Here is a 19,254-nt window from a genome sequence, read left to right as displayed (position 1 = left end):
AGCGTGATAAAACAATCAATTTATAAATTTGCTAAAAACGTATTTTTAGGTGCAAAACTTATTTTTCAAGTTGTTTAGGGTCTGCTTTAACCACCAAGGTTTTAGCAAATCTATCATGTAAGCTACGATGCTCTTTATTTATAACCATCATAATAAAATCTGCAAGTAAAATGATAGGACCTACTACAGGTAAAATGTATAAAACCGATGTCGCAAAGCCTCGCAATAAAAGTAGATTGGTAACGGATGTTAATCGTATTGTTTTTGCATCTACCACTCTAATACCTGTCACAAGCTTACCAATGGTTTGACCTTTTTTGATAAGTAGTACCAATTGGACGATAAATAGGGCTAAAAACATTAGTGAGGTAAGGGTACTTAAGTGTTCTGGAACAGACTGAGCCAGTTGTGTCATTTTTTCAACATCACCAGCGGTGGCAGTTATCTTATCTAAATCATAATTGAATCCTGATAAGAAGGGCATGTAACAGGCAATCAGTAATAATGAATCAATAAACACGGCTAGCACTCGGTTGCTAATAGAGGCCAGTTGATTTGCTATCGCAGGTTTAACAGTTTGAGGACTGCGGTTTTTTTTAAGCGATGATAGTTGACTTGGTTTTGAATCATCATGTATTGGATTTAACTTGTTAGTATCTTTTTTGCCATAAAGCTGCGCCACAGATACCCGTTTGGTTGTGGTGTTGGAGGACAAGGTAGCATTTGGATTATAGTAGTACTGTCCGTGGGTAACGTCACCTACTTTCTGCCATTGATCCATACCGGCATGCCACATAAGGTCACTTAAATCTACCTGACCGGCAGCAAGCATATTATTAAGCTCAGTAAGCGTATAGGGACCGGCTTGAACTTGATTTCTTGCTAGATAAATCTGCATCTATATCACAACCTTGTTATAAAATTAAAATCAATAAACATCGGTATCAATATAAAACATCAATTATTAACTGATTTATTTATATAACTTTATATACCTAAGCCTTCAAACTATAGTTTTGACATAAACTTTTATAATTATGAAAAAATAATTAAGTAAAGCGAATTATCTTTTACTTCATTATTATGAGTTTGAATATTTATTTAGAATATTAAATGAAAACGACCACAATAATCAATGTATCTTGATATTTGTGGCCGTTATGAAGGCTATTGATAACAAATAGCCCATATTATATGACTAAATAGATTCAGCTATTAGTTAGCGGTAACAATAGCGTTAGCATTATCATCATTTGCTAAGAACATCCATGTATCGAGAACCGAGTCAGGGTTTAGTGATACTGAACTAATACCTTGTTCCATTAACCAGTAAGCTAAGTCAGGATGGTCAGATGGACCTTGACCACAAATACCTACATATTTACCTTGCTTATGACATTCAGAGATAGCCATAGACAATAGCTTCTTAACGGCTTCATCACGCTCATCAAATAAGTGAGATACGATACCTGAATCACGGTCTAAACCTAATGTTAACTGAGTTAAGTCATTAGAACCGATTGAAAAACCATCAAAGTGTTCTAAGAATTCTGCAGCCAATAAAGCGTTTGTTGGAAGCTCACACATCATGATTAATTCAAGACCGTTCTCGCCACGCTTTAAGCCGTTTTTAGCTAGAATCTCTACCACTTGAGCCGCCTCTTTAGTCGTACGTACGAATGGAATCATAATCTTAACATTAGTTAAGCCCATATCATCACGTACACGCTTAAGCGCACGACACTCTAATTCAAAGCAGTCACGGAAGTTATCCGAAACATAACGGCTGGCACCGCGGAAACCTAGCATTGGGTTTTCTTCTGAAGGTTCGTAAAGTTTACCACCAATTAAGTTAGCGTATTCGTTAGACTTAAAGTCAGACATACGAACAATAACAGGCTGCTGTCTGAAAGCTACAGCTAGAGTAGAAATACCTTCAACTAATTTATCAACGTAGAAGTCGATTGGAGAGGCATAGCCAGCAATACGCTCATTGATAGCTTGTGAAACTTCACGTGGTAAAGTATTCATGTTTAATAGTGCTTTTGGATGCACACCAATCATGCGGTTGATAATGAATTCCAAACGAGCCAGACCAATACCTGCGTTAGGAATTTGAGCAAAAGCAAATGCACGGTCAGGGTTACCAACGTTCATCATAACTTTAAAAGGTAACTCTGGCATAGCGTCAATTGAGTTGGATTGAATTTCAAAATCCAATAAGCCTTCATAAATAAAGCCAGTATCACCTTCAGCACAAGATGCCGTAACGTTTAGTCCATCTGTTAAAATTTCAGTTGCATTACCACAACCTACAATAGCAGGAACGCCTAATTCACGGGCAATAATAGCAGCGTGACAGGTACGACCACCGCGATTAGTGATAATGGCAGAGGCACGTTTCATAACCGGTTCCCAATCTGGGTCAGTCATGTCTGATACTAAAACGTCACCTACTTCAACCTTATCCATTTCGTGAATACTGTTTACAACACGAACTTTACCAGAACCTACACGTTGACCAATTGAGCGACCTTCACAAAGGATTTTAGCGCCTTTACTTTGGATAATGTAGCGTTCCATAACGTTACGGTCTTGACGACTTTTAACGGTTTCTGGACGGGCTTGAACAATAAACAACTTACCAGAGTCACCATCTTTAGCCCACTCGATATCCATAGGTTGACCATAGTGTTTTTCGATGGTCAAGGCTTGTTTGGCAAGCTCGGTTAGTTCTTCAGTCGTTAAAGAGAACTGATTGCGATCTTCTTTAGATACGTCAATGGTTTTAACAGAACGGGTAGTACTACCTTCGTCACCATAGACCATCTTTTGATGCTTGCTACCAAGATTACGACGGATGACAGCAGGTTTATTATCCGCTAGTAGAGCTTTAGATAAGTAGAATTCGTCTGGGTTAACAGCACCTTGTACAACCATTTCACCAAGACCATAGCTTGAGGTAATAAATACCACTTCATCAAACCCACTTTCGGTATCTAAAGTGAACATAACGCCCGCTGCACCAGTTTCTGAGCGCACCATACGTTGAATACCTGCTGAAAGGGCAACACCGGCATGTTCAAAACCTTGGTGTACACGATAAGCAATAGCACGGTCATTATATAATGAAGAAAAAACTTCTTTAATAGCAATTAAAACGTTTTCAATACCGCGGATGTTAAGATAAGTTTCTTGCTGACCGGCAAAAGATGCATCTGGTAAATCTTCTGCAGTGGCTGATGAACGAACCGCAACAGCGATATCTTCACCTTCGCTCATAATTTCAAATGCTTCACGGATTTCTGCTTCAAGTGACTTTGGTAGCTCTTGTTCGATAATCCAGTTACGTATTTTTTCGCCAGTTTCTGTTAACTTTTTAACATCATCAACATCTAATGCTTTTAATTCGCTGTTGATTTTATCTAAAAGACCGGTTTCAGTCAGAAAGTTATTGAATGCTGCTGCTGTAGTTGCAAACCCGCCAGGAACACTCACCCCTAGATCTGATAGGTGGCTAATCATTTCGCCTAAAGATGCGTTTTTGCCGCCTACGATTTCTACGTCGTTTTTGCCTAACTTGTCGAGGGTAATAACTTGCGGTGCTGTCATGATAACTCCAAGGAATATGGTTTTTTTATAAATTTATACCGCTATTAATTTAAATATTGCATACGATGATCAATTATAATTCGAATGACCTCATTGAAATTATACTGTTTTGTTCATCATATCTTGATTAAACAACTGGCAATTTAATGGGTTAAATTTAATATTAAAAATGATCTAATCGTAACGCTATCCATCTACGGTAACGTGATGTAGTAGGACTATACCATTTATATTTATTAACAGTCCATGCATTAAAACTGTAGGAGGACATTTTATAATAGGTCATGCCATAACAATAATAAGTTAATTATTTAATAAATATGATGTATTTATTATATTTATGATTGATTTAGTTTTAAATTACTTATTAAAATTATGTGATAGATAAATAAAATATATCATTTACTGTGTAATTTTTTATTTCGACTACTGTATTTTTATATACGTTAGGCTATCAGTAACAATCGAATTTTATCAAATCCTTACAACTATGAAATTAATAAGTAGATCTACTTTGACTAAGACACTATAACTAAATTGATTATAGTAAGCTAAGTGCTTTATTAAATGCTAAGTCATTTATTTTAATGCTTTTCAAACACTTTAAACGCCTATTATTTGATAAGATAGTGTCAATTCTTTTGCAATTGCAATACGTATAATTTGATAAAATTCGTGTGCAAATTACAGGTCTACCAAGGACATTTATGGACAATCTCATTAATACTTTATCTGCTAAACCAACTATTCAAAACCGTAGTGCTCTGGCTATCGATAAGCCACAAATAATACGTGTGGCTTTTTTTATATCTGATGGTACGGCAATTACCGCTGAGACTCTGGGACGCTCAATTTTAAGTCAGTTTGCCAGTGTGCCTTTTGAAACTAGAGTTATTCCTTACGTGGATAATGAAGAAATGGCTAGAGCAGCGGTCGAACATATTAACAATGCTTATCAAGCAACCGGAATTTTGCCCTTGGTTTTTGACACTATTGTAGATCCTGATATTAGAGAAATTATTAACTCAGCTCAAGCCTGTAACTTAGATATGTATGAAGGATTGATAGGACGTATTACAGATGAAATTGGAGTTGAGCCTGATGCTCATTCCGGCCATGCTCATGACAATGTGGATTCAGAAACTTATAAGTCTCGTATTGATGCTGTGCATTTTGCCTTAGACAACGATGATGGGGCACGAACCCGTCAATATGATATGGCTGACATTATTTTAATTGGTGTATCGCGTTCTGGTAAGACACCGACATCATTATACTTGGCGTTACAATTTGGGATACGCGCGGCCAACTATCCTTTAACTGAAGATGATTTATTTGACAATCAGTTGCCTAAAGCGTTGCAACCGCACCGCGGTAAGTTGTTTGGGTTAATAATTGATACTGATCGACTACAAAAAATTCGTCAAGAACGTAGAGCTGGCAGTCGCTATGCCAGTTACAAGCAGTGTGAAGAAGAACAGCGTGCTATTCAGGCCATATATATGAGTCAAAATATTCCCAGTCTAAATGTATCACAAATGTCGGTAGAAGAAATTGCAACCCGAATTTTACAGATAACTGGGTTAAAACGTCGTATTGGCTAACGACTTTGGTCATGAACTTTACATTCTATATTGGTATAATAGCGCCACTATTATGAAATAACGACAATCAAGCTCGATTTAATTTTATTTCTGGATTATTTATTTTTGGACTATGTATTTATTGTAGTTTGCCTATAATAGGCAAAACTGCCTAATGAGTTAAGTGACACATAATTAAAGAGGATGACATGTCAAAAAAGCGTAAAGGCGATGAAACCAACGATATAAATGAAGACAAAAAAGATATTGAGGTATCTAATCAAAATAGTGGAAGTTCCCCAGTACCAAATTTACCCACAACTAATAATCATACTTATAATCATTCGTTAGATTCCGCAGATGACCATCATTTCCATCCCAATTTAATTAGCCCTTTAGACAATGACCGTATCAGAATTAGCTCTGGGTACACCCGTGACTATGAGCGTATTAAAACTGATATACATGAGTATGAATATGATGCCGTGGTTATCGGGGCAGGTCCAGCCGGTGAAGCGGCGGCCATGAAGCTTGCTAAATCTGGCAAGAAAGTTGTGGTGGTAGATCCCCGCAATCAAGTGGGTGGTAATTCAGCTCACGTAGGAACTATTCCTAGTAAAGCTTTACGTCAATCAGTATTTAACCTAATCAACTATCGCCGTGACCCCTTATTTTCTCAAGGCTTGGACTACTATCAAGTACCTTTGAATAAGGTATTAACCAATGCCCGTAAGGTGATTCGTACTCAGGTCGAAACTCATACTCGTTTTTATGAGCGTAATCAAATTGAAGTTCGTCACGGATGGGCAAGCTTTCAGGACAAACATACCTTACGCATAGAACTAGGAGATGGTACAGGCTATGAGACCATAACCTTTAATAAAGCGATTATTACTGTAGGTAGCCGTCCTTACCGTCCAGACTTATTAGATTTTGATCATCCTCGCGTCTTTGATTCAGATAAAATCTTGCAAATGGACTATGTGGTTAAAAAGATTATTATATACGGTGCGGGCGTGATTGGCTGTGAGTACGCTTCAATATTTACAGGTCTTGGTTACAAAGTGGACTTAATTAACAATCATGATGTGCTTTTAAGTTATCTAGATAATGAAATTAGTGATGCTTTGGCACACGACTTTAGACAATTTGGTGTACTGGTCAGACACAACGAAGAAATCGAGAAACTTGAAACATTCGACGATTATGTAGTGCTACATCTAAAAAGTGGTAAACGTATTAAGTCAGATGCAATCTTATGGTCAAATGGTCGTTCTGGTAATACCGAAAGTCTGAATCTTGAAGCGATAGGGCTTACAGCAAACAACCGTGGTCAGTTAAAAGTAGATGATACTTATCGTACCGAAGTCGATAATATTTATGCTGCAGGTGATGTTATAGGTTGGCCTTCGTTGGCTTCAGCAGCTTACGATCAAGGTCGTTGTGCCGCAGCCTTCATGGTAGGGGATAAGGATGCTGAACCTGTATCTAGTGTGCCAACTGGTATCTATACCATTCCAGAAATTTCAAGTATCGGTAAAACTGAACAAGAATTGACTGATGAAAAAGTACCTTATGAAGTGGGTCAAGCCTTCTTCAAACATTTGGCGCGTGCTCAAATTATTGGTGAGCGTTCAGGGGTTTTAAAAATTCTATTCCACCGTGAAACGCTTGAAATTCTAGGTATCCATTGTTATGGTAACCATGCCTCCGAGATTATACACATTGGTCAAGCGGTGATGAAGTGTAACAATACCTTAGAGTATTTTGTGAATACTACCTTCAATTATCCTACTATGGCTGAGGCTTACCGTGTTGCAGCATTAAATGGATTAAACCGAGTGTTTTAATGCGTTTTAATGATTAGTAAATCATATTAATAACTATAAATTAAAGGGATGAATAAAATGCCAATAGATGCATATCAGGAAGACAATATATTTGCCAAAATGTTAGCAGGTGAGATACCTTGCCACAAGGTCTATGAAGACGATAAGACACTGGCTTTTATGGATATCATGCCTCAAGCTAAAGGTCATGTATTGATCATTCCAAAACAAAATGCTGTAGAACTCTCGCAGTTAGAACCTGAATATGCCAGTGCCGTTTTAATGACTGCAAAAAAAGTCATGGCAGCCCAGCGTAAAGTATTTAATAGAGAAGGCATTATTCAAATGCAATTAAATGGAGCAGAAGCGGGTCAGAGTGTATTTCATTATCATGTGCATCTTATACCTACTAATATTCATGAACTGGGCAAACACGCTATGAAACATGCCGATATGGCCGAGCTTGCAGAGCAAGCCAAACAGTTGGCATCAGCCATTGAAAAAGCTTCATAGGGTTTGCTGTCAAATTTCAGGTTTAACAGGTTAAAAGCTAAAGTGTATTTCATCCATATGATTTCTTAAATCATTGACAATCATAACTTTAGTTTTAACAGTGAATCTTTACAATACGGGCTTGTTCTAATTAAGAGCAAGCCCTTTTTTTGCAATAAATGGCCTTTAAAATGACTTTTAATACTGAAACTGAAACTCATCCTTTATTAAAACCGTTATATATTGGTGGGTTAGAGATTAAAAACCGACTTATGGTAGCGCCTATGGCTGGCGTGACCGACAATCCATTTAGGCGTTTATGTAAGTCGTTTGGTGCAGGACATGCTGTTAGTGAAATGATGACCGCAGACGCTACTTTATATGCACATAAAAAGTCGCTGTTTAGAGCTAATTTTGAAGGAGAGATAGCGCCAATTTCAGCACAAATTTCTGGAGCAGATGTGGATAAAATAGTTGAAGCTGCACAGTATCAAGTCAATAATGGTGCTCAAATTATCGATATTAACATGGGGTGCCCTGCAAAAAAGGTTTGTCGTAAGCTAGCTGGTTCTGCGTTGCTAAAAGACGAAGACTTGGTAGCTAGATTACTAGATGCCACCGTGGCTGCGGTGGATGCACCGGTGACTTTAAAAACTCGTCTGGGCTATGAAAATGGTCATGAAAATATTTTACGGGTCGCCAAACGTGCTGAAGAAGCGGGTATAGCAGCCATTGCAATACATGGGCGAACACGTGAAGACAAGTACGGTGGTAAAGCTCGTTATGACTTGATCCGTGAGGTTAAGCAACTGGTTAATATTCCTATTATTGCCAATGGTGATATCGACAGTCCGCAAAAAGCGGTTGAAGTATTCGAGCAAACAGGTTGTGATGCAGTAATGATTGGAAGAGCCGCTCAAGGTCAGCCTTGGTTGTTTCGTGATATTGTTCATTATTTACAAACCGGCGATATGCTTTCGTCGCCTACCACTGAGCAACTAAAAGAAATTGTATTGACTCACTTAGAGGAGTTGTACGCTTTTTATGGTGAATATTCTGGTTGCCGTATTGCGCGAAAGCATATCGCTTGGTATACCTCGGGTATTGAGTGCTCAAACGCTTTTAGACAGGCGATGTATGGTGAAGAAACCACAGCAGGCCAATATAAAGTGGTGGATAAATTTCTATCATCACAGCAGATTATAGAACTTAAAATGGGATAGTAGACTTAATGAAGTAAAGATAAATATTAGATAACTCTAACTTAGAGTTTTTATTTTAATCAAATTGATTTCAAATAGTGTGGACGGGTTCAAAAAATAATAGGTACTAAACCCATGTATTTTAGGTTAAATTACAGATAAGCCTAATGATGAGATAGACTATATGTTTAACAGTTTTAACAGTCAGCGTAAAATAAAAACAAAATCTTCAAGCAACTCATTTCCAGCTATTAATGAGGATGGTCTTACATTATTAAAAAAACAACAAGGAGTTGTTTCTCCACTTTTGACTGTTTCAAATTTAAACGTTGCCAGTAATCAACAAGTCGTGGTCAATGACTTAAGCTATCAACTTTATAAAGGGGAGACGCTTGCGATCGTTGGTGAGTCAGGTTCTGGAAAGTCTATTTCAAGTTTGGCTATATTGGGTTTATTGCCTAATAGCTTGAAAGTAGAAGGAAATGTTGAGCTATTAGGGGTCGGTCAATTACCCATTAATCAACCTATATCATCTGCTTACTCGAGCAAACAGCCATTGATTCTTGAGCAAATACGTGGCTCTAAGATTGCTATGGTGTTTCAAGAACCGATGACCGCACTAAACCCCTTACATACTGTTGGTAAACAAATAGCGGAGAGTCTACGCTTAATTGGCATTCCCAAAAATCAACAAAAAACAAAAATTATTCAATTATTAAATGATGTCAATATCAAAGATCCTGAAACTAAGCTAAATCGATATCCTCATGAATTATCAGGTGGTCAACGGCAACGGGTAATGATTGCTATGGCCTTAGCACAAAATCCTGATGTTCTTATTGCAGATGAGCCTACAACCGCCCTAGATGTGAGCTTGCAACATGAAATATTACAGTTGCTAAATAGGCTTAAGCAGCAGCACGATATGGCCATGGTACTAATCAGTCATGACTTGAACCTTGTGCGCCGATACAGTGACAATATTATTGTGATGCGACAAGGTGAAGTTGTTGAGCGAGGCAATAGTGAAGCTCTGTTCAATAATCCTCAAAATTCATATACCAAACTGCTCATTGAACAGGATTTCGGGTCAGCACTTAAGCTTATGCCCGATAAAGATAATGAGCAAGTAGCTGCATCAATTATTGACGTCAATCAACTATCTATCTCTTATGCGCAAAAGAAATCTATTTTTGGCGGTGTAAAGGAATGGATGCAGGCCATAAAAAATCTAAGTTTTAGCCTTGATAAAGGAGCTTCACTTGGTATCGTAGGTGAATCAGGATCAGGTAAAACAACTTTGGCTTTAGCCCTATGCCGTTTATTGAGCAATCAGGCAAAAGTAGAAGGTTCGGTTATAATCGATGGTATTGATATAAATAGCCTAAGCAATAAAAATCTACGAGAATTTCGAAGTAATATTCAAATGGTGTTTCAAGATCCGTTCGCTAGTATAAATCCAAGATTCAATGTCATGCAAATTGTTGAAGAGGGGTTGTTTATTAGAGGCGAGGGTAAAGAAAAACGTCAACAAGCTGTCTTTGAAGCATTGAAAACAGTGAATCTACCTAAAAGTTTTGCTTATCAATATCCCCATGAGTTGTCTGGGGGACAAAGACAGCGGGTGGCATTGGCTAGAGCCTTAATAATGCGGCCTAAAGTCATTTTGTTAGATGAGCCAACTTCAGCATTAGACAGCAGTACTCAAGTTGCTGTGGTGCAATTATTGAGAGATATTCAACAGCAGTATCAGCTTAGCTATATATTTATTAGCCACGATTTAAATGTGGTACAAGCACTGTGCCAACAAATTATGGTTATTAAGATAGGGGAGTGTGTCGAATATACGTCTACGCAAGCGTTATTTAATACTCCGCAGCACCCCTATTCAAAATTACTTATTGAAACGAGTGCGCGAAGCAAAAAGTTCAGTTAAGCGCTATATTTTAGAAGCTGGTACGGAAGCTAAGAACTCACTACGAGCTTGAATATCGGTCTTAAAGTCGCCTAACATTGCCATTGTACGTGTGCTAGATAGCTGTTTATTTACCCCACGCATCATCATACACATATGAGAGGCATCCATTACCACTGCCACGCCACGACATAGGGTAACTTCCATAATTGCTTCGGCAACTTGATGACTTAAGTTCTCTTGAATTTGTAATCGGCGAGCATACATATCTATGATACGAGCAACTTTAGACAGGCCTATGACTTTACCGTCTGGTAGATAACCGACATGAGCTACGCCATAAAACGGTAGTAGATGGTGCTCGCATAGTGAATAAAATTCAATATTATGGATAAGTACCAATTCTGGGTTATCGGTTGGAAATACGGCATTATTGGTCACTTCTTCTAAAGTCTGATGGTAGCCTTGAGTTAGATACCCAAAAGCTTTTGCAGCACGAATAGGAGTGTCAATTAAGCCTGGACGATTTAAGTCTTCACCTGTCGATGCGATAAGTTTGGTATATAGATCAGGACTAGGTAGTCTTAAATCCACATTAGAGTGTAGAGAGTTTGAATTAGAATCACACATAGTTATCAGTAGCAAATTAAAAGAATGCTATAGCTTAACGGCTTCAAATAAATTGTAAAGGTCTTTGTCAAAAAATAGCTTAGTATTTTGCAGTTCTACGTTGAAAAAACCAAATTTAATCCAAAAAGATGATTTATGTATTAATATTCTATGTTTGATGTTGCACTTAAATTTATAACCGATATACACAATTCGGCGATAAGCATAAAAAACTAAAATTAGGGAGCGGTTCATGAAGTTATTACAAGGTAAGCGATTTGTAGTGACTGGTATTGCCAGTAAGTTATCGATTGCTTGGGCTATTGCAGAGGCTTTACATAGAGAAGGGGCATCATTGATTTTAACCTACCCCAATGACAAAATGAAAAAGCGTGTAGATATGGCGGCTGAACAATTTGCAGCAGATATGGTATTACCTTGTGATGTTGCCTCTGATGAAGAAATCAAAGCCTGTTTTGATGCAGTTGCAGAGCATTGGCAGGATGGTATTGACGGCGTGGTTCATGCTATTGGGTTTGCGCCTGCTGAAGAGCTAAATGGTGACTTTACAGAAGTTACTAGTAGACAAGGCAGTGCCATCGCTCACGATATTTCTGCATATAGTTTTGTGGCACTGGCTCGATATTCACGTGAGTTACTAGCGAAACGTCAAGGCTCATTACTAACTTTGACTTATCAAGGTAGTACCGCAGTTATTCCAAACTATAATGTAATGGGTATGGCTAAAGCCAGCTTAGAGGCTAGTGTGCGTTATTTGGCATCCTCTTTAGGGGCAGAAGGAATTAGGGTGAACGCTATTTCAGCAGGCCCAATTCGTACTTTGGCAGCCAGTGGTATAAAATCATTTCGTAGAATGCTTGAGGTAAATGCGAAAATTGCACCTTTGCAGCGTAACGTGGATCAAATGGAAGTAGCCAATGCAGCCTTATTCTTATTATCTCCTTGGGCTTCGGGGATAACAGCTGAAATTTTATTCGTGGATGCGGGCTTTAATACCGTTGGAATTAGTGAAAAGTTACTTCATCTGGATGAAGAATAATAGTTAAAAACTAAATTACTCTGTTGATTGGTTTTATAAATAGATTCAGTAATTACACTCACCAAAATAATAGTATTAACAAAAAAAGACGCTTTAAAGGCGTCTTTTTAATGCAGTTTTATCTTATTACTTAGGTTGGTATAAAATAACTAAAAGAAATAGAGTAAAATCAAAAATACTATTTATCTTCATCTTCATCTAAATGTTCTTCATGATCATGCATTCCTTGCATCATATCAAGGGCAGAATCATCTGTACGTTGTTGATCTTTTTGTTCTAAATGATCTTGATTAATATCATTACGAGCCATTTTAGTGGTTTTATCAGGGGTATTAGACATTTTTAGTCTCCTTAGAAGGTATCTCAAATTATCCAAATATACAAAAATTTTAGGATAATTGATAATTCGTTTATTTAACTTACACAATTATTATAGAACGAGTTTAAAGATTATATGTTTACATATGTAAACTAATGCATAGTATAAGTTAAATCGTTATCTATTAATATCTTAGTTTAAAAATCTAACCATATCCAACTATTTTCTAACCAGATCATAATGGTTGAAATACTTACTTCAAACTTTGTTAAATCCTCTATGGTAAGCGACTGACCATCAGCCAAACACTTTAATAAGCTTGCTTCGTTGTCATTGATATCATCTAACAGCTGACCATTAGCGTATATTTTAAGCTTGTCATTAATGTTAGTATAAATGAGACGACTACTAAAATCGGTTCTAAGAATCGCACCCTCTTTTAAAGCGTGTAGTAAATCTTCTTCATCAAGAGCCTCTTCAGGGACCAACATCTCATATTGACGCTTACTGACCACTTCACTTATCGCCTGAGTAATGAGCTCATTGCCTTGAGCAGAATGAAGAAGATCGAGAAGTTGCTGTTTAATCTGCTCAATACTGTCTTGGATGAGCTCGCCAGGTGCTTGTAATGACTGATCTAAAACCAAAGGTGAGAATAAAGATGGATCGGTAGTAGCGGTATCAACTAAACTGTCTAAGACTTGCATTAGATTGGGGCGTCTAAAACCAAAGGAAAAGGTCAGACAATCATCCTGAGCCACCCCATAATGAGCCAGCTTAGGCGGCACATATAACACATCTCCAGGTTCTAACACTTCATCAAAAACAACCTCTCCCATATCATCAAAGATACGAATCGGTTGATTTTCAATAAATTCAGTCTTGTCATTACAGTATTTGCCAAGTTGCCAGCGTCTATGACCAAAGCCTTGCGCCAAAAATACATCATATTCATCAAAATGCTTGCCGACAGAACCACCTTTTGGCGCATAAGACACCATAATGTCATCTCGTTGCCACTGTGGTATAAAATTAAAAGCATTCCATAATTGACCCAACTCTGGTGACCATTGTTCAAGGTTCTGAACTAAAACTGTCCATTGTTCTGGCAACTTAGCAAACATGTCTTCGTTTAAAGGGCTTTGTTGTAACTGCCATTGTACGCCACGTTCGTTTGGATTTTGGGTTATAAGACGAGAAGTGGCAGCTTCATCAAGACTTAGGCCTAAGATGTCTTCAGGTTCAAACATGTCTTTTAGTTGAGGTAAACCCTGCTTGATAAGCAGCGGTTTTTTTTGCCAATAATCAGCTAAGAATTGTTCGGGGGTAATATTATCTGGTAAGCAAAAATTATAGGGAGGCATAATGGTTCCGAAGCTTATTAAACAAAATTTATTTTCATTCAATCGAGTATAACTAAATGATACTTTAGAAACGTATTTTAATGCTTTATCATTGGTATTTAAACAAAACTATAGACTGCTTAAGGCTATTATGAAAAAACTAACGTTATTAACGATTATTATTAGCAGTATTATGCTACAAGGTTGTATTCATAAATTGGTTACTGTACCTGTTAAAGTAGCTTATAAAACCACTAAAGGTGTGGTAAAAGGAACAGTTGCCGTAACCAAAGCCATTATTCCTGGCAGTAGTGATTCTAAAGATGACTGATTGCGATAGTAAATTTAAATAAATCATTTTAAATAAACCAATTATTCTAAATGCTATTACTTGAGGTATTTAAAGATATTTACTTGTATTTGTTAGTTAAATAATTTAAATAGATAATACTTGAGCTAATTATTGCTCCGACAAAAGCTAAAAACATATCTTTTTGCGCATCCCACATATCGCCCTGTTGACCATTATAGGCTTCAGCATCTTCAGGTGACAGGGTAATACCTAACATCCATTCAAAGAGCTCATAAAGAGCACTGCTGGCTAAATTAAATTGTAGCACTAGCAGCAATATCGCTTTAATAGTTAGGCTTGGCATAAGATATCCAAAAACATCTTTCATCAAGGGCAGTAACAGTAGTCCGTAGCAAAAATGAACCAATCTGTCATACATATTGCGTTCCCATCCTAACCAAACATTTATGTCAATTCCAATGAGAAGTTGACTCCAATCATTGTATGGAACATATGAATACAGGTATCTAGCACCTATAATATGGAAAAGGATAAACAAACTTGCCAGCAAAAACGAGGTCGTTGTGCTGGCTAAATAACGATAGCAGGCCCAAACCATGGCCAAGAAAATGACAGTACCTAATTGATGCAACAAGTAATCATTCCAGCTTAAGGGATTGATACTAGCCAATATCATGCCCAAGAATATGACTACAATGCAGGTTATAACAATATAGTTATAACCTGCAAAAGCAAAATCTTGATGAGAAGCCAAATCTTGATAAGAACATTTATTAGTATTATCAGCTTTTTCAGCGATTTTATTTGCTTTTGTGGCGCTATGACTTGTACTTCCTTGTGCCTTTTTGGACATATTATTTACAAGCCATATTTAAAAGCCATTCAGGGGTAGTAGGAGGTTATAATTAAATTTGAATTTCGATAACTAATTATAACTTAGCAATCCATTCATCAATAGACATTGCTTGATCGTCAGCATTACCAATGTAGGTAGCAGGTGTTAGCTCAACCAAACGAGCTTTATCTTCAGCAGGTACGGCATCTAATTCGTTACCATTTACAAACTCAAGCATTTTTTCACGAGTCATAGCCTGACCCCGAGTTAACGCTTTTAGTTTTTCGTATGGGTTTTCAACACGGTAGCGGCGCATAACCGTTTGAATAGGCTCTGCCAATACTTCTTGTGCGTTATCAAGATCGCTATCTAGTTTCTCAGGGTTTACTTCTAACTTGCCCACACCTTTTAAGCATGCATCATAAGCAATCATACTTTGAGCCAGACCTACACCAATATTGCGCAATACAGTTGAGTCAGATAAGTCGCGCTGCATACGTGAAATAGGCAGTTTTTCGCCTAAATGAGCCAACATAGCATTGGCCACGCCTAAGTTGCCTTCAGAGTTTTCAAAGTCAATAGGGTTAACTTTGTGTGGCATGGTAGAAGAGCCTACTTCACCATCTTTGAGTCTTTGTTTAAAATAGCCTAAGCTAATGTATTGCCAAATATCACGGTTGAAATCGATTAATACAGTGTTATAACGACGTAGTGCATCAAATAATTCAGCGATATAATCGTGTGGCTCAATCTGAGTGGTATATGGGTTAAAGGTTAGACCTAAACGCTCAGTAATAAAGCTTTGCGCATGTGCCGTCCAGTCAACATTCGGATAAGCAGCTAAATGTGCATTGTAATTACCGACTGCACCGTTGATCTTAGCTAATAGCTCTACGTCTTTAACTTGTTTAATTTGGCGAGCCAAACGGTAAGCAACATTGGCCATCTCTTTACCCAAAGTAGTTGGGCTGGCAGTCTGACCATGAGTGCGAGACAGCATAGGCTGAGTGGCATGTTCTTTAGCTAGAGCCACGATTGAGTCAGTCACTTCTTGTAATTTGGCAACCAAAATCTCTCGACTATCCTTTAGCATTAACGCATAAGATAGGTTGTTGATATCTTCAGAAGTACAGGCAAAGTGAATGAACTCTAAGCTATCTTCTAACTGCGCATTACCTCGAAATATATCCTTGATAAAATATTCAACTGCTTTTACATCATGATTGGTGGTTTTTTCGATATCTTTAATCGCTTGAGCATCGGCTTCACTGAAATTATCTACGATCGCATTTAAAAATTCATTGGTTTTATCATCAAATTTTGCCAATTCAGCGATAGCATCATTGTCAGCTAAGGCTTGCAACCAGCGAATTTCAACAGTAACACGGGCTTTAATCAGACCAAACTCAGACAAATGCTCACGTAATGAATCAGCTTTGCTGGCATAGCGACCGTCAATTGGCGATAGGGCAGTTAATGCAGATAAAGAAACAGACATAAAAATCCTTCAATATAGTAAGTTAATAAAATAAGTATAAAAACTAGGTATAAAACGGTAAAACCAAGTTATAAAATTAAGTTATAAAAATAACTTATAAAAATAAGGGAGCTTGTGTCCCCTTTATATTTGTAACAAATGTATATAGAGAACTGAAATTGATTATATCAAGTTAAAAGACACACTTATGGCATAAATAAGCATAAAATTAGTTTTAGCTTGATTGATGTAAAGCTTTTTAGACTGTGCTGTGACAAGCATTATGCTTCAGCAGACTCAATGACACCGCCCCCTAAGCAAACTTCACCGACATAAAACACAGCAGACTGACCTGGAGTAACCGCACGCTGTGGTTCATCAAAAATAACTTTTACTTTATTGGCATCATCGACATCGACAAATACAGTGCAGCTTTGATCTGGTTGACGGTAGCGTGTTTTAGCCACACAGTTTAGCCCTCTATTACTAAAGATAGCTTTGGGTGCAATTCGCTCTACCCAATCAAGCTTATAAGCAGTTAAGCTCTTGCTTAAAAGTAGGGGATGTTCATGACCTTGACCAACGATAAGTTCATTATTAGCTAAATCTTTTTGTAATACAAACCAAGGCTCTTCCGGTCGGTCTTTTACCCCGCCAATACCAATACCGCCACGCTGGCCTAGAGTGTAATACATAAGACCATCATGTTTGCCAATAGTAATACCATCATCCGTAATTATACTGCCTGGTTTGGCAGGCAAGTATTGCTTTAAAAAGTCTTTAAAGCGGCGCTCACCGATAAAGCAAATCCCAGTAGAGTCTTTTTTCTTAGCTGTAGCCAATTCATACTGTTCAGCGATTTTGCGAACTTCAGATTTTTCTAATTCCCCAACTGGGAATAAAGTCTTGGCAATTTTGTCACCACCTACAGCATGTAAGAAATAGCTTTGGTCTTTATTGTTGTCAAGCCCTCGTAATAGACGTGCCACCTCAGTGCCATCCTCACGTAAGTAATTCATACTGCGCCGTGTATAGTGACCTGTAGCAATATAATCAGCACCAAGTCCAAACTTAGGGTCAGAAGCAAAATCTAAGAAAGCTTTAAATTTGATTTCTTTATTACATAGAATGTCAGGATTTGGCGTACGACCCGCTTGGTATTCGGCCAAAAAGTGCTCAAATACACGGTCCCAATATTCCATTGCAAAATTGGCAGTGTGTAAGGTAATACCTAATTTATCACACACAGCTTGCGCATCTGCCAAGTCTTCCATAGCCGTACAGTATTCAGTACCGTCATCCTCTTCCCAGTTTTTCATAAACAAGCCTTCCACCAAAAAGCCAGCTTTTTGAAGTAAGACTGCTGAGACTGAAGAATCCACGCCGCCAGACATGCCCACTACGACTCGAGTCTGATCTGGATTAGGCACATCGGTTAATCGTAAGGCAGGTAAATCGTAAGGGTTATTGTCTGTAGAGATAGATGTTGTCATATTTTTAGAAATCGTCATGTTTTTAGAAATTGTGCTAAAATTTGGCTAAATTATAACATTGATGGGCTAATAATGATAAGAATTGGGCAAGGTCTTGATGTTCATGCTTTTTATGATAAATCTTTAGAAAGTGCAAACGCAGAAAGTAATCTACAGCAATTCGTCACCTTAGCAGGGGTAAAAATTGAGCATAGTCATAGTTTGTTAGCCCACTCTGATGGAGATGTGGTATTACATGCTTTAGCAGATGCACTACTTGGTGCCTTAGCTCTGGGCGATATTGGTCAGCATTTTCCAGATACGGACAATGCTAATGCTGGCTTAGATTCTCGAGTATTGTTACGTCATGTATATGGCTTAATTCAGCAAAAAGGTTATAAACTTATCAATGCGGATATCACGGTAGCATGCGAGCGACCCAAGCTTGCCAAACATAATTTAGCCATGCGTAGCAATATTGCTGATGATCTAAAAACTGAAGTGGACAATATCAGTGTCAAAGCCACTACCACAGAAAAACTTGGCTTCACAGGTCGTCAAGAAGGCATTTTATGCAGTGCTGTGGTACTGATAAGTAAAGACTAATCTAGGCATAAATTGACTTTTTTGTTGTATTATTTGTTACTATCCCCATTAATTAACTACGATAAATTTATTAACTATACTCTTACTTCTAAATTTGATTTTCACTTTTGAATTTGAAGTAATTAAACCTGTTTCCAATAAGGAATTATTATGACCGACCAAGTAAACGATATCGAAACCCTGATCCGTAATCAAATTAAAGAAAACCCAGTTCTTCTTTATATGAAAGGTACGCCACAGTTTCCACAGTGCGGTTTTTCTGCTAAAGCTATTGAAGTATTGACCCAAATTGGTCGTCCATTTGCTTTTGTGAATATCTTAGAAAATCCTGAAATCCGTGCCACCTTACCAAAAATTGCTAATTGGCCAACTTTCCCGCAACTTTGGATCAATAGCGAGCTGATGGGTGGATCTGATATCATTTTAGAAATGTATCAATCAGGTGAACTTAAACCTTTAGTAGAAGCGCATAGCCCAGCTGCCTAGTTTTATGTAGTATGTATAAATTATTGATTTAAAAGGTCTTAGATAATATCTAAGACCTTTTTTGTTGTAATCACAATTAATTAATTTAGAGCGCATTGTAA

The 19,254-nt window shown here is 37.6% G+C and carries 17 protein-coding genes; 9 read left to right on the top strand and 8 right to left on the bottom strand.

The annotated features are described in order from the left end of the window. Positions 1–58 precede the first annotated feature (58 nt). Both QZ265_RS05145 and ppsA read right to left on the bottom strand, forming a co-directional pair. A complete protein-coding gene (locus QZ265_RS05145) occupies positions 59–898 on the bottom strand; it encodes an RDD family protein (RefSeq protein ID WP_296404051.1) in 840 nt (279 codons plus the stop codon). A gap of 317 nt (positions 899–1,215) precedes the next feature. After that, positions 1,216–3,612, bottom strand: coding sequence for a phosphoenolpyruvate synthase (ppsA, locus tag QZ265_RS05140; protein WP_296404049.1), 2,397 nt, complete (start codon positions 3,610–3,612; stop codon positions 1,216–1,218). 707 nt (positions 3,613–4,319) lie between these two features. Between ppsA and QZ265_RS05135 the strand changes: the two genes are divergently transcribed. The 5 genes from QZ265_RS05135 (at position 4,320) to QZ265_RS05115 (ending at position 10,654) form a co-directional block, all read left to right on the top strand. Next, the gene (locus QZ265_RS05135) at positions 4,320–5,216 is read left to right on the top strand and encodes a pyruvate, water dikinase regulatory protein (protein WP_296404047.1); all 897 of its coding nucleotides are present in this window, start codon (positions 4,320–4,322) and stop codon (positions 5,214–5,216) included. Between the two features lie 188 nt (positions 5,217–5,404). After that, on the top strand, positions 5,405–7,045 hold the full coding sequence (gene sthA, locus QZ265_RS05130) for a Si-specific NAD(P)(+) transhydrogenase (RefSeq protein WP_296404045.1): 1,641 nt from the start codon (positions 5,405–5,407) through the stop codon (positions 7,043–7,045). A 57-nt stretch (positions 7,046–7,102) separates the two neighbouring features. Beyond that, complete coding sequence (locus tag QZ265_RS05125) at positions 7,103–7,537, top strand: HIT domain-containing protein (RefSeq protein ID WP_296404043.1); 435 nt, start codon at positions 7,103–7,105, stop codon at positions 7,535–7,537. Between the two features lie 170 nt (positions 7,538–7,707). After that, positions 7,708–8,739: a tRNA dihydrouridine synthase DusB gene (gene dusB / locus QZ265_RS05120; RefSeq protein ID WP_296404041.1), complete on the top strand. Its 1,032-nt coding sequence runs from the start codon at positions 7,708–7,710 to the stop codon at positions 8,737–8,739. A gap of 163 nt (positions 8,740–8,902) precedes the next feature. Next, positions 8,903–10,654, top strand: coding sequence for a dipeptide ABC transporter ATP-binding protein (locus tag QZ265_RS05115; RefSeq protein ID WP_296404039.1), 1,752 nt, complete (start codon positions 8,903–8,905; stop codon positions 10,652–10,654). A 3-nt stretch (positions 10,655–10,657) separates the two neighbouring features. On the opposite strand, the gene folE is transcribed toward QZ265_RS05115, so the two are convergent. After that, positions 10,658–11,263: a GTP cyclohydrolase I FolE gene (gene folE, locus QZ265_RS05110; protein ID WP_296404037.1), complete on the bottom strand. Its 606-nt coding sequence runs from the start codon at positions 11,261–11,263 to the stop codon at positions 10,658–10,660. Positions 11,264–11,495: 232 nt separating this feature from the next. Between folE and QZ265_RS05105 the strand changes: the two genes are divergently transcribed. Next, positions 11,496–12,302: an enoyl-ACP reductase gene (locus QZ265_RS05105; protein WP_296404035.1), complete on the top strand. Its 807-nt coding sequence runs from the start codon at positions 11,496–11,498 to the stop codon at positions 12,300–12,302. A 178-nt stretch (positions 12,303–12,480) separates the two neighbouring features. On the opposite strand, the gene QZ265_RS05100 is transcribed toward QZ265_RS05105, so the two are convergent. Together QZ265_RS05100 and QZ265_RS05095 are read right to left on the bottom strand one after the other, a co-directional pair. Continuing rightward, positions 12,481–12,642: a hypothetical protein gene (locus QZ265_RS05100; RefSeq protein ID WP_296404033.1), complete on the bottom strand. Its 162-nt coding sequence runs from the start codon at positions 12,640–12,642 to the stop codon at positions 12,481–12,483. Positions 12,643–12,818: 176 nt separating this feature from the next. Next, a complete protein-coding gene (locus QZ265_RS05095; RefSeq protein ID WP_296404031.1) occupies positions 12,819–13,985 on the bottom strand; it encodes a cupin domain-containing protein in 1,167 nt (388 codons plus the stop codon). Positions 13,986–14,115: 130 nt separating this feature from the next. Here QZ265_RS05095 and QZ265_RS05090 point away from each other — a divergent pair, with 130 nt between their 5' ends. Continuing rightward, entirely contained in the window at positions 14,116–14,295 is a 180-nt protein-coding gene (locus tag QZ265_RS05090; RefSeq protein WP_296404029.1) for an NF038104 family lipoprotein, read from the top strand. A 79-nt stretch (positions 14,296–14,374) separates the two neighbouring features. Here the strand turns inward: QZ265_RS05090 and QZ265_RS05085 are convergent, their stop codons facing one another. The 3 genes from QZ265_RS05085 to mnmA all read right to left on the bottom strand — a co-directional run bounded on the left by QZ265_RS05085 (position 14,375) and on the right by mnmA (position 18,082). Then, the gene (locus tag QZ265_RS05085; protein ID WP_296404053.1) at positions 14,375–14,953 is read right to left on the bottom strand and encodes a DUF2238 domain-containing protein; all 579 of its coding nucleotides are present in this window, start codon (positions 14,951–14,953) and stop codon (positions 14,375–14,377) included. Positions 14,954–15,206: 253 nt separating this feature from the next. Beyond that, positions 15,207–16,610 (bottom strand): adenylosuccinate lyase, encoded by a 1,404-nt coding sequence (gene purB, locus QZ265_RS05080; RefSeq protein WP_296404027.1) that lies wholly within the window; start codon positions 16,608–16,610, stop codon positions 15,207–15,209. Positions 16,611–16,870: 260 nt separating this feature from the next. Further along, positions 16,871–18,082, bottom strand: coding sequence for a tRNA 2-thiouridine(34) synthase MnmA (gene mnmA, locus QZ265_RS05075; protein WP_296404025.1), 1,212 nt, complete (start codon positions 18,080–18,082; stop codon positions 16,871–16,873). Between the two features lie 72 nt (positions 18,083–18,154). Here mnmA and ispF point away from each other — a divergent pair, with 72 nt between their 5' ends. Next, a complete protein-coding gene (gene ispF, locus QZ265_RS05070) occupies positions 18,155–18,667 on the top strand; it encodes a 2-C-methyl-D-erythritol 2,4-cyclodiphosphate synthase (RefSeq protein ID WP_296404023.1) in 513 nt (170 codons plus the stop codon). 150 nt (positions 18,668–18,817) lie between these two features. Then, entirely contained in the window at positions 18,818–19,153 is a 336-nt protein-coding gene (grxD, locus tag QZ265_RS05065) for a Grx4 family monothiol glutaredoxin (RefSeq protein WP_296404022.1), read from the top strand. The last annotated feature ends 101 nt before the right edge of the window (positions 19,154–19,254 follow it).

The sequence above is a fragment of the Psychrobacter sp. genome (assembly GCF_018260395.1).
Classification (GTDB): domain Bacteria; phylum Pseudomonadota; class Gammaproteobacteria; order Pseudomonadales; family Moraxellaceae; genus Psychrobacter.
The sequence above is the reverse complement of the archived record's forward strand: the minus strand, read 5'-3'. Positions and strand labels throughout refer to the sequence as shown.

Coding starts and splice junctions, on each gene's coding strand:
- QZ265_RS05145 (WP_296404051.1), bottom strand. CDS start 898: ATGCAGATTTATCTAGCAAGAAATCAAGTTCAAGCCGGTCCCTATACG.
- ppsA (WP_296404049.1), bottom strand. CDS start 3,612: ATGACAGCACCGCAAGTTATTACCCTCGACAAGTTAGGCAAAAACGAC.
- QZ265_RS05135 (WP_296404047.1), top strand. CDS start 4,320: ATGGACAATCTCATTAATACTTTATCTGCTAAACCAACTATTCAAAAC.
- sthA (WP_296404045.1), top strand. CDS start 5,405: ATGTCAAAAAAGCGTAAAGGCGATGAAACCAACGATATAAATGAAGAC.
- QZ265_RS05125 (WP_296404043.1), top strand. CDS start 7,103: ATGCCAATAGATGCATATCAGGAAGACAATATATTTGCCAAAATGTTA.
- dusB (WP_296404041.1), top strand. CDS start 7,708: ATGACTTTTAATACTGAAACTGAAACTCATCCTTTATTAAAACCGTTA.
- QZ265_RS05115 (WP_296404039.1), top strand. CDS start 8,903: ATGTTTAACAGTTTTAACAGTCAGCGTAAAATAAAAACAAAATCTTCA.
- folE (WP_296404037.1), bottom strand. CDS start 11,263: ATGTGTGATTCTAATTCAAACTCTCTACACTCTAATGTGGATTTAAGA.
- QZ265_RS05105 (WP_296404035.1), top strand. CDS start 11,496: ATGAAGTTATTACAAGGTAAGCGATTTGTAGTGACTGGTATTGCCAGT.
- QZ265_RS05100 (WP_296404033.1), bottom strand. CDS start 12,642: ATGTCTAATACCCCTGATAAAACCACTAAAATGGCTCGTAATGATATT.
- QZ265_RS05095 (WP_296404031.1), bottom strand. CDS start 13,985: ATGCCTCCCTATAATTTTTGCTTACCAGATAATATTACCCCCGAACAA.
- QZ265_RS05090 (WP_296404029.1), top strand. CDS start 14,116: ATGAAAAAACTAACGTTATTAACGATTATTATTAGCAGTATTATGCTA.
- QZ265_RS05085 (WP_296404053.1), bottom strand. CDS start 14,953: ATGATATTGGCTAGTATCAATCCCTTAAGCTGGAATGATTACTTGTTG.
- purB (WP_296404027.1), bottom strand. CDS start 16,610: ATGTCTGTTTCTTTATCTGCATTAACTGCCCTATCGCCAATTGACGGT.
- mnmA (WP_296404025.1), bottom strand. CDS start 18,082: ATGACAACATCTATCTCTACAGACAATAACCCTTACGATTTACCTGCC.
- ispF (WP_296404023.1), top strand. CDS start 18,155: ATGATAAGAATTGGGCAAGGTCTTGATGTTCATGCTTTTTATGATAAA.
- grxD (WP_296404022.1), top strand. CDS start 18,818: ATGACCGACCAAGTAAACGATATCGAAACCCTGATCCGTAATCAAATT.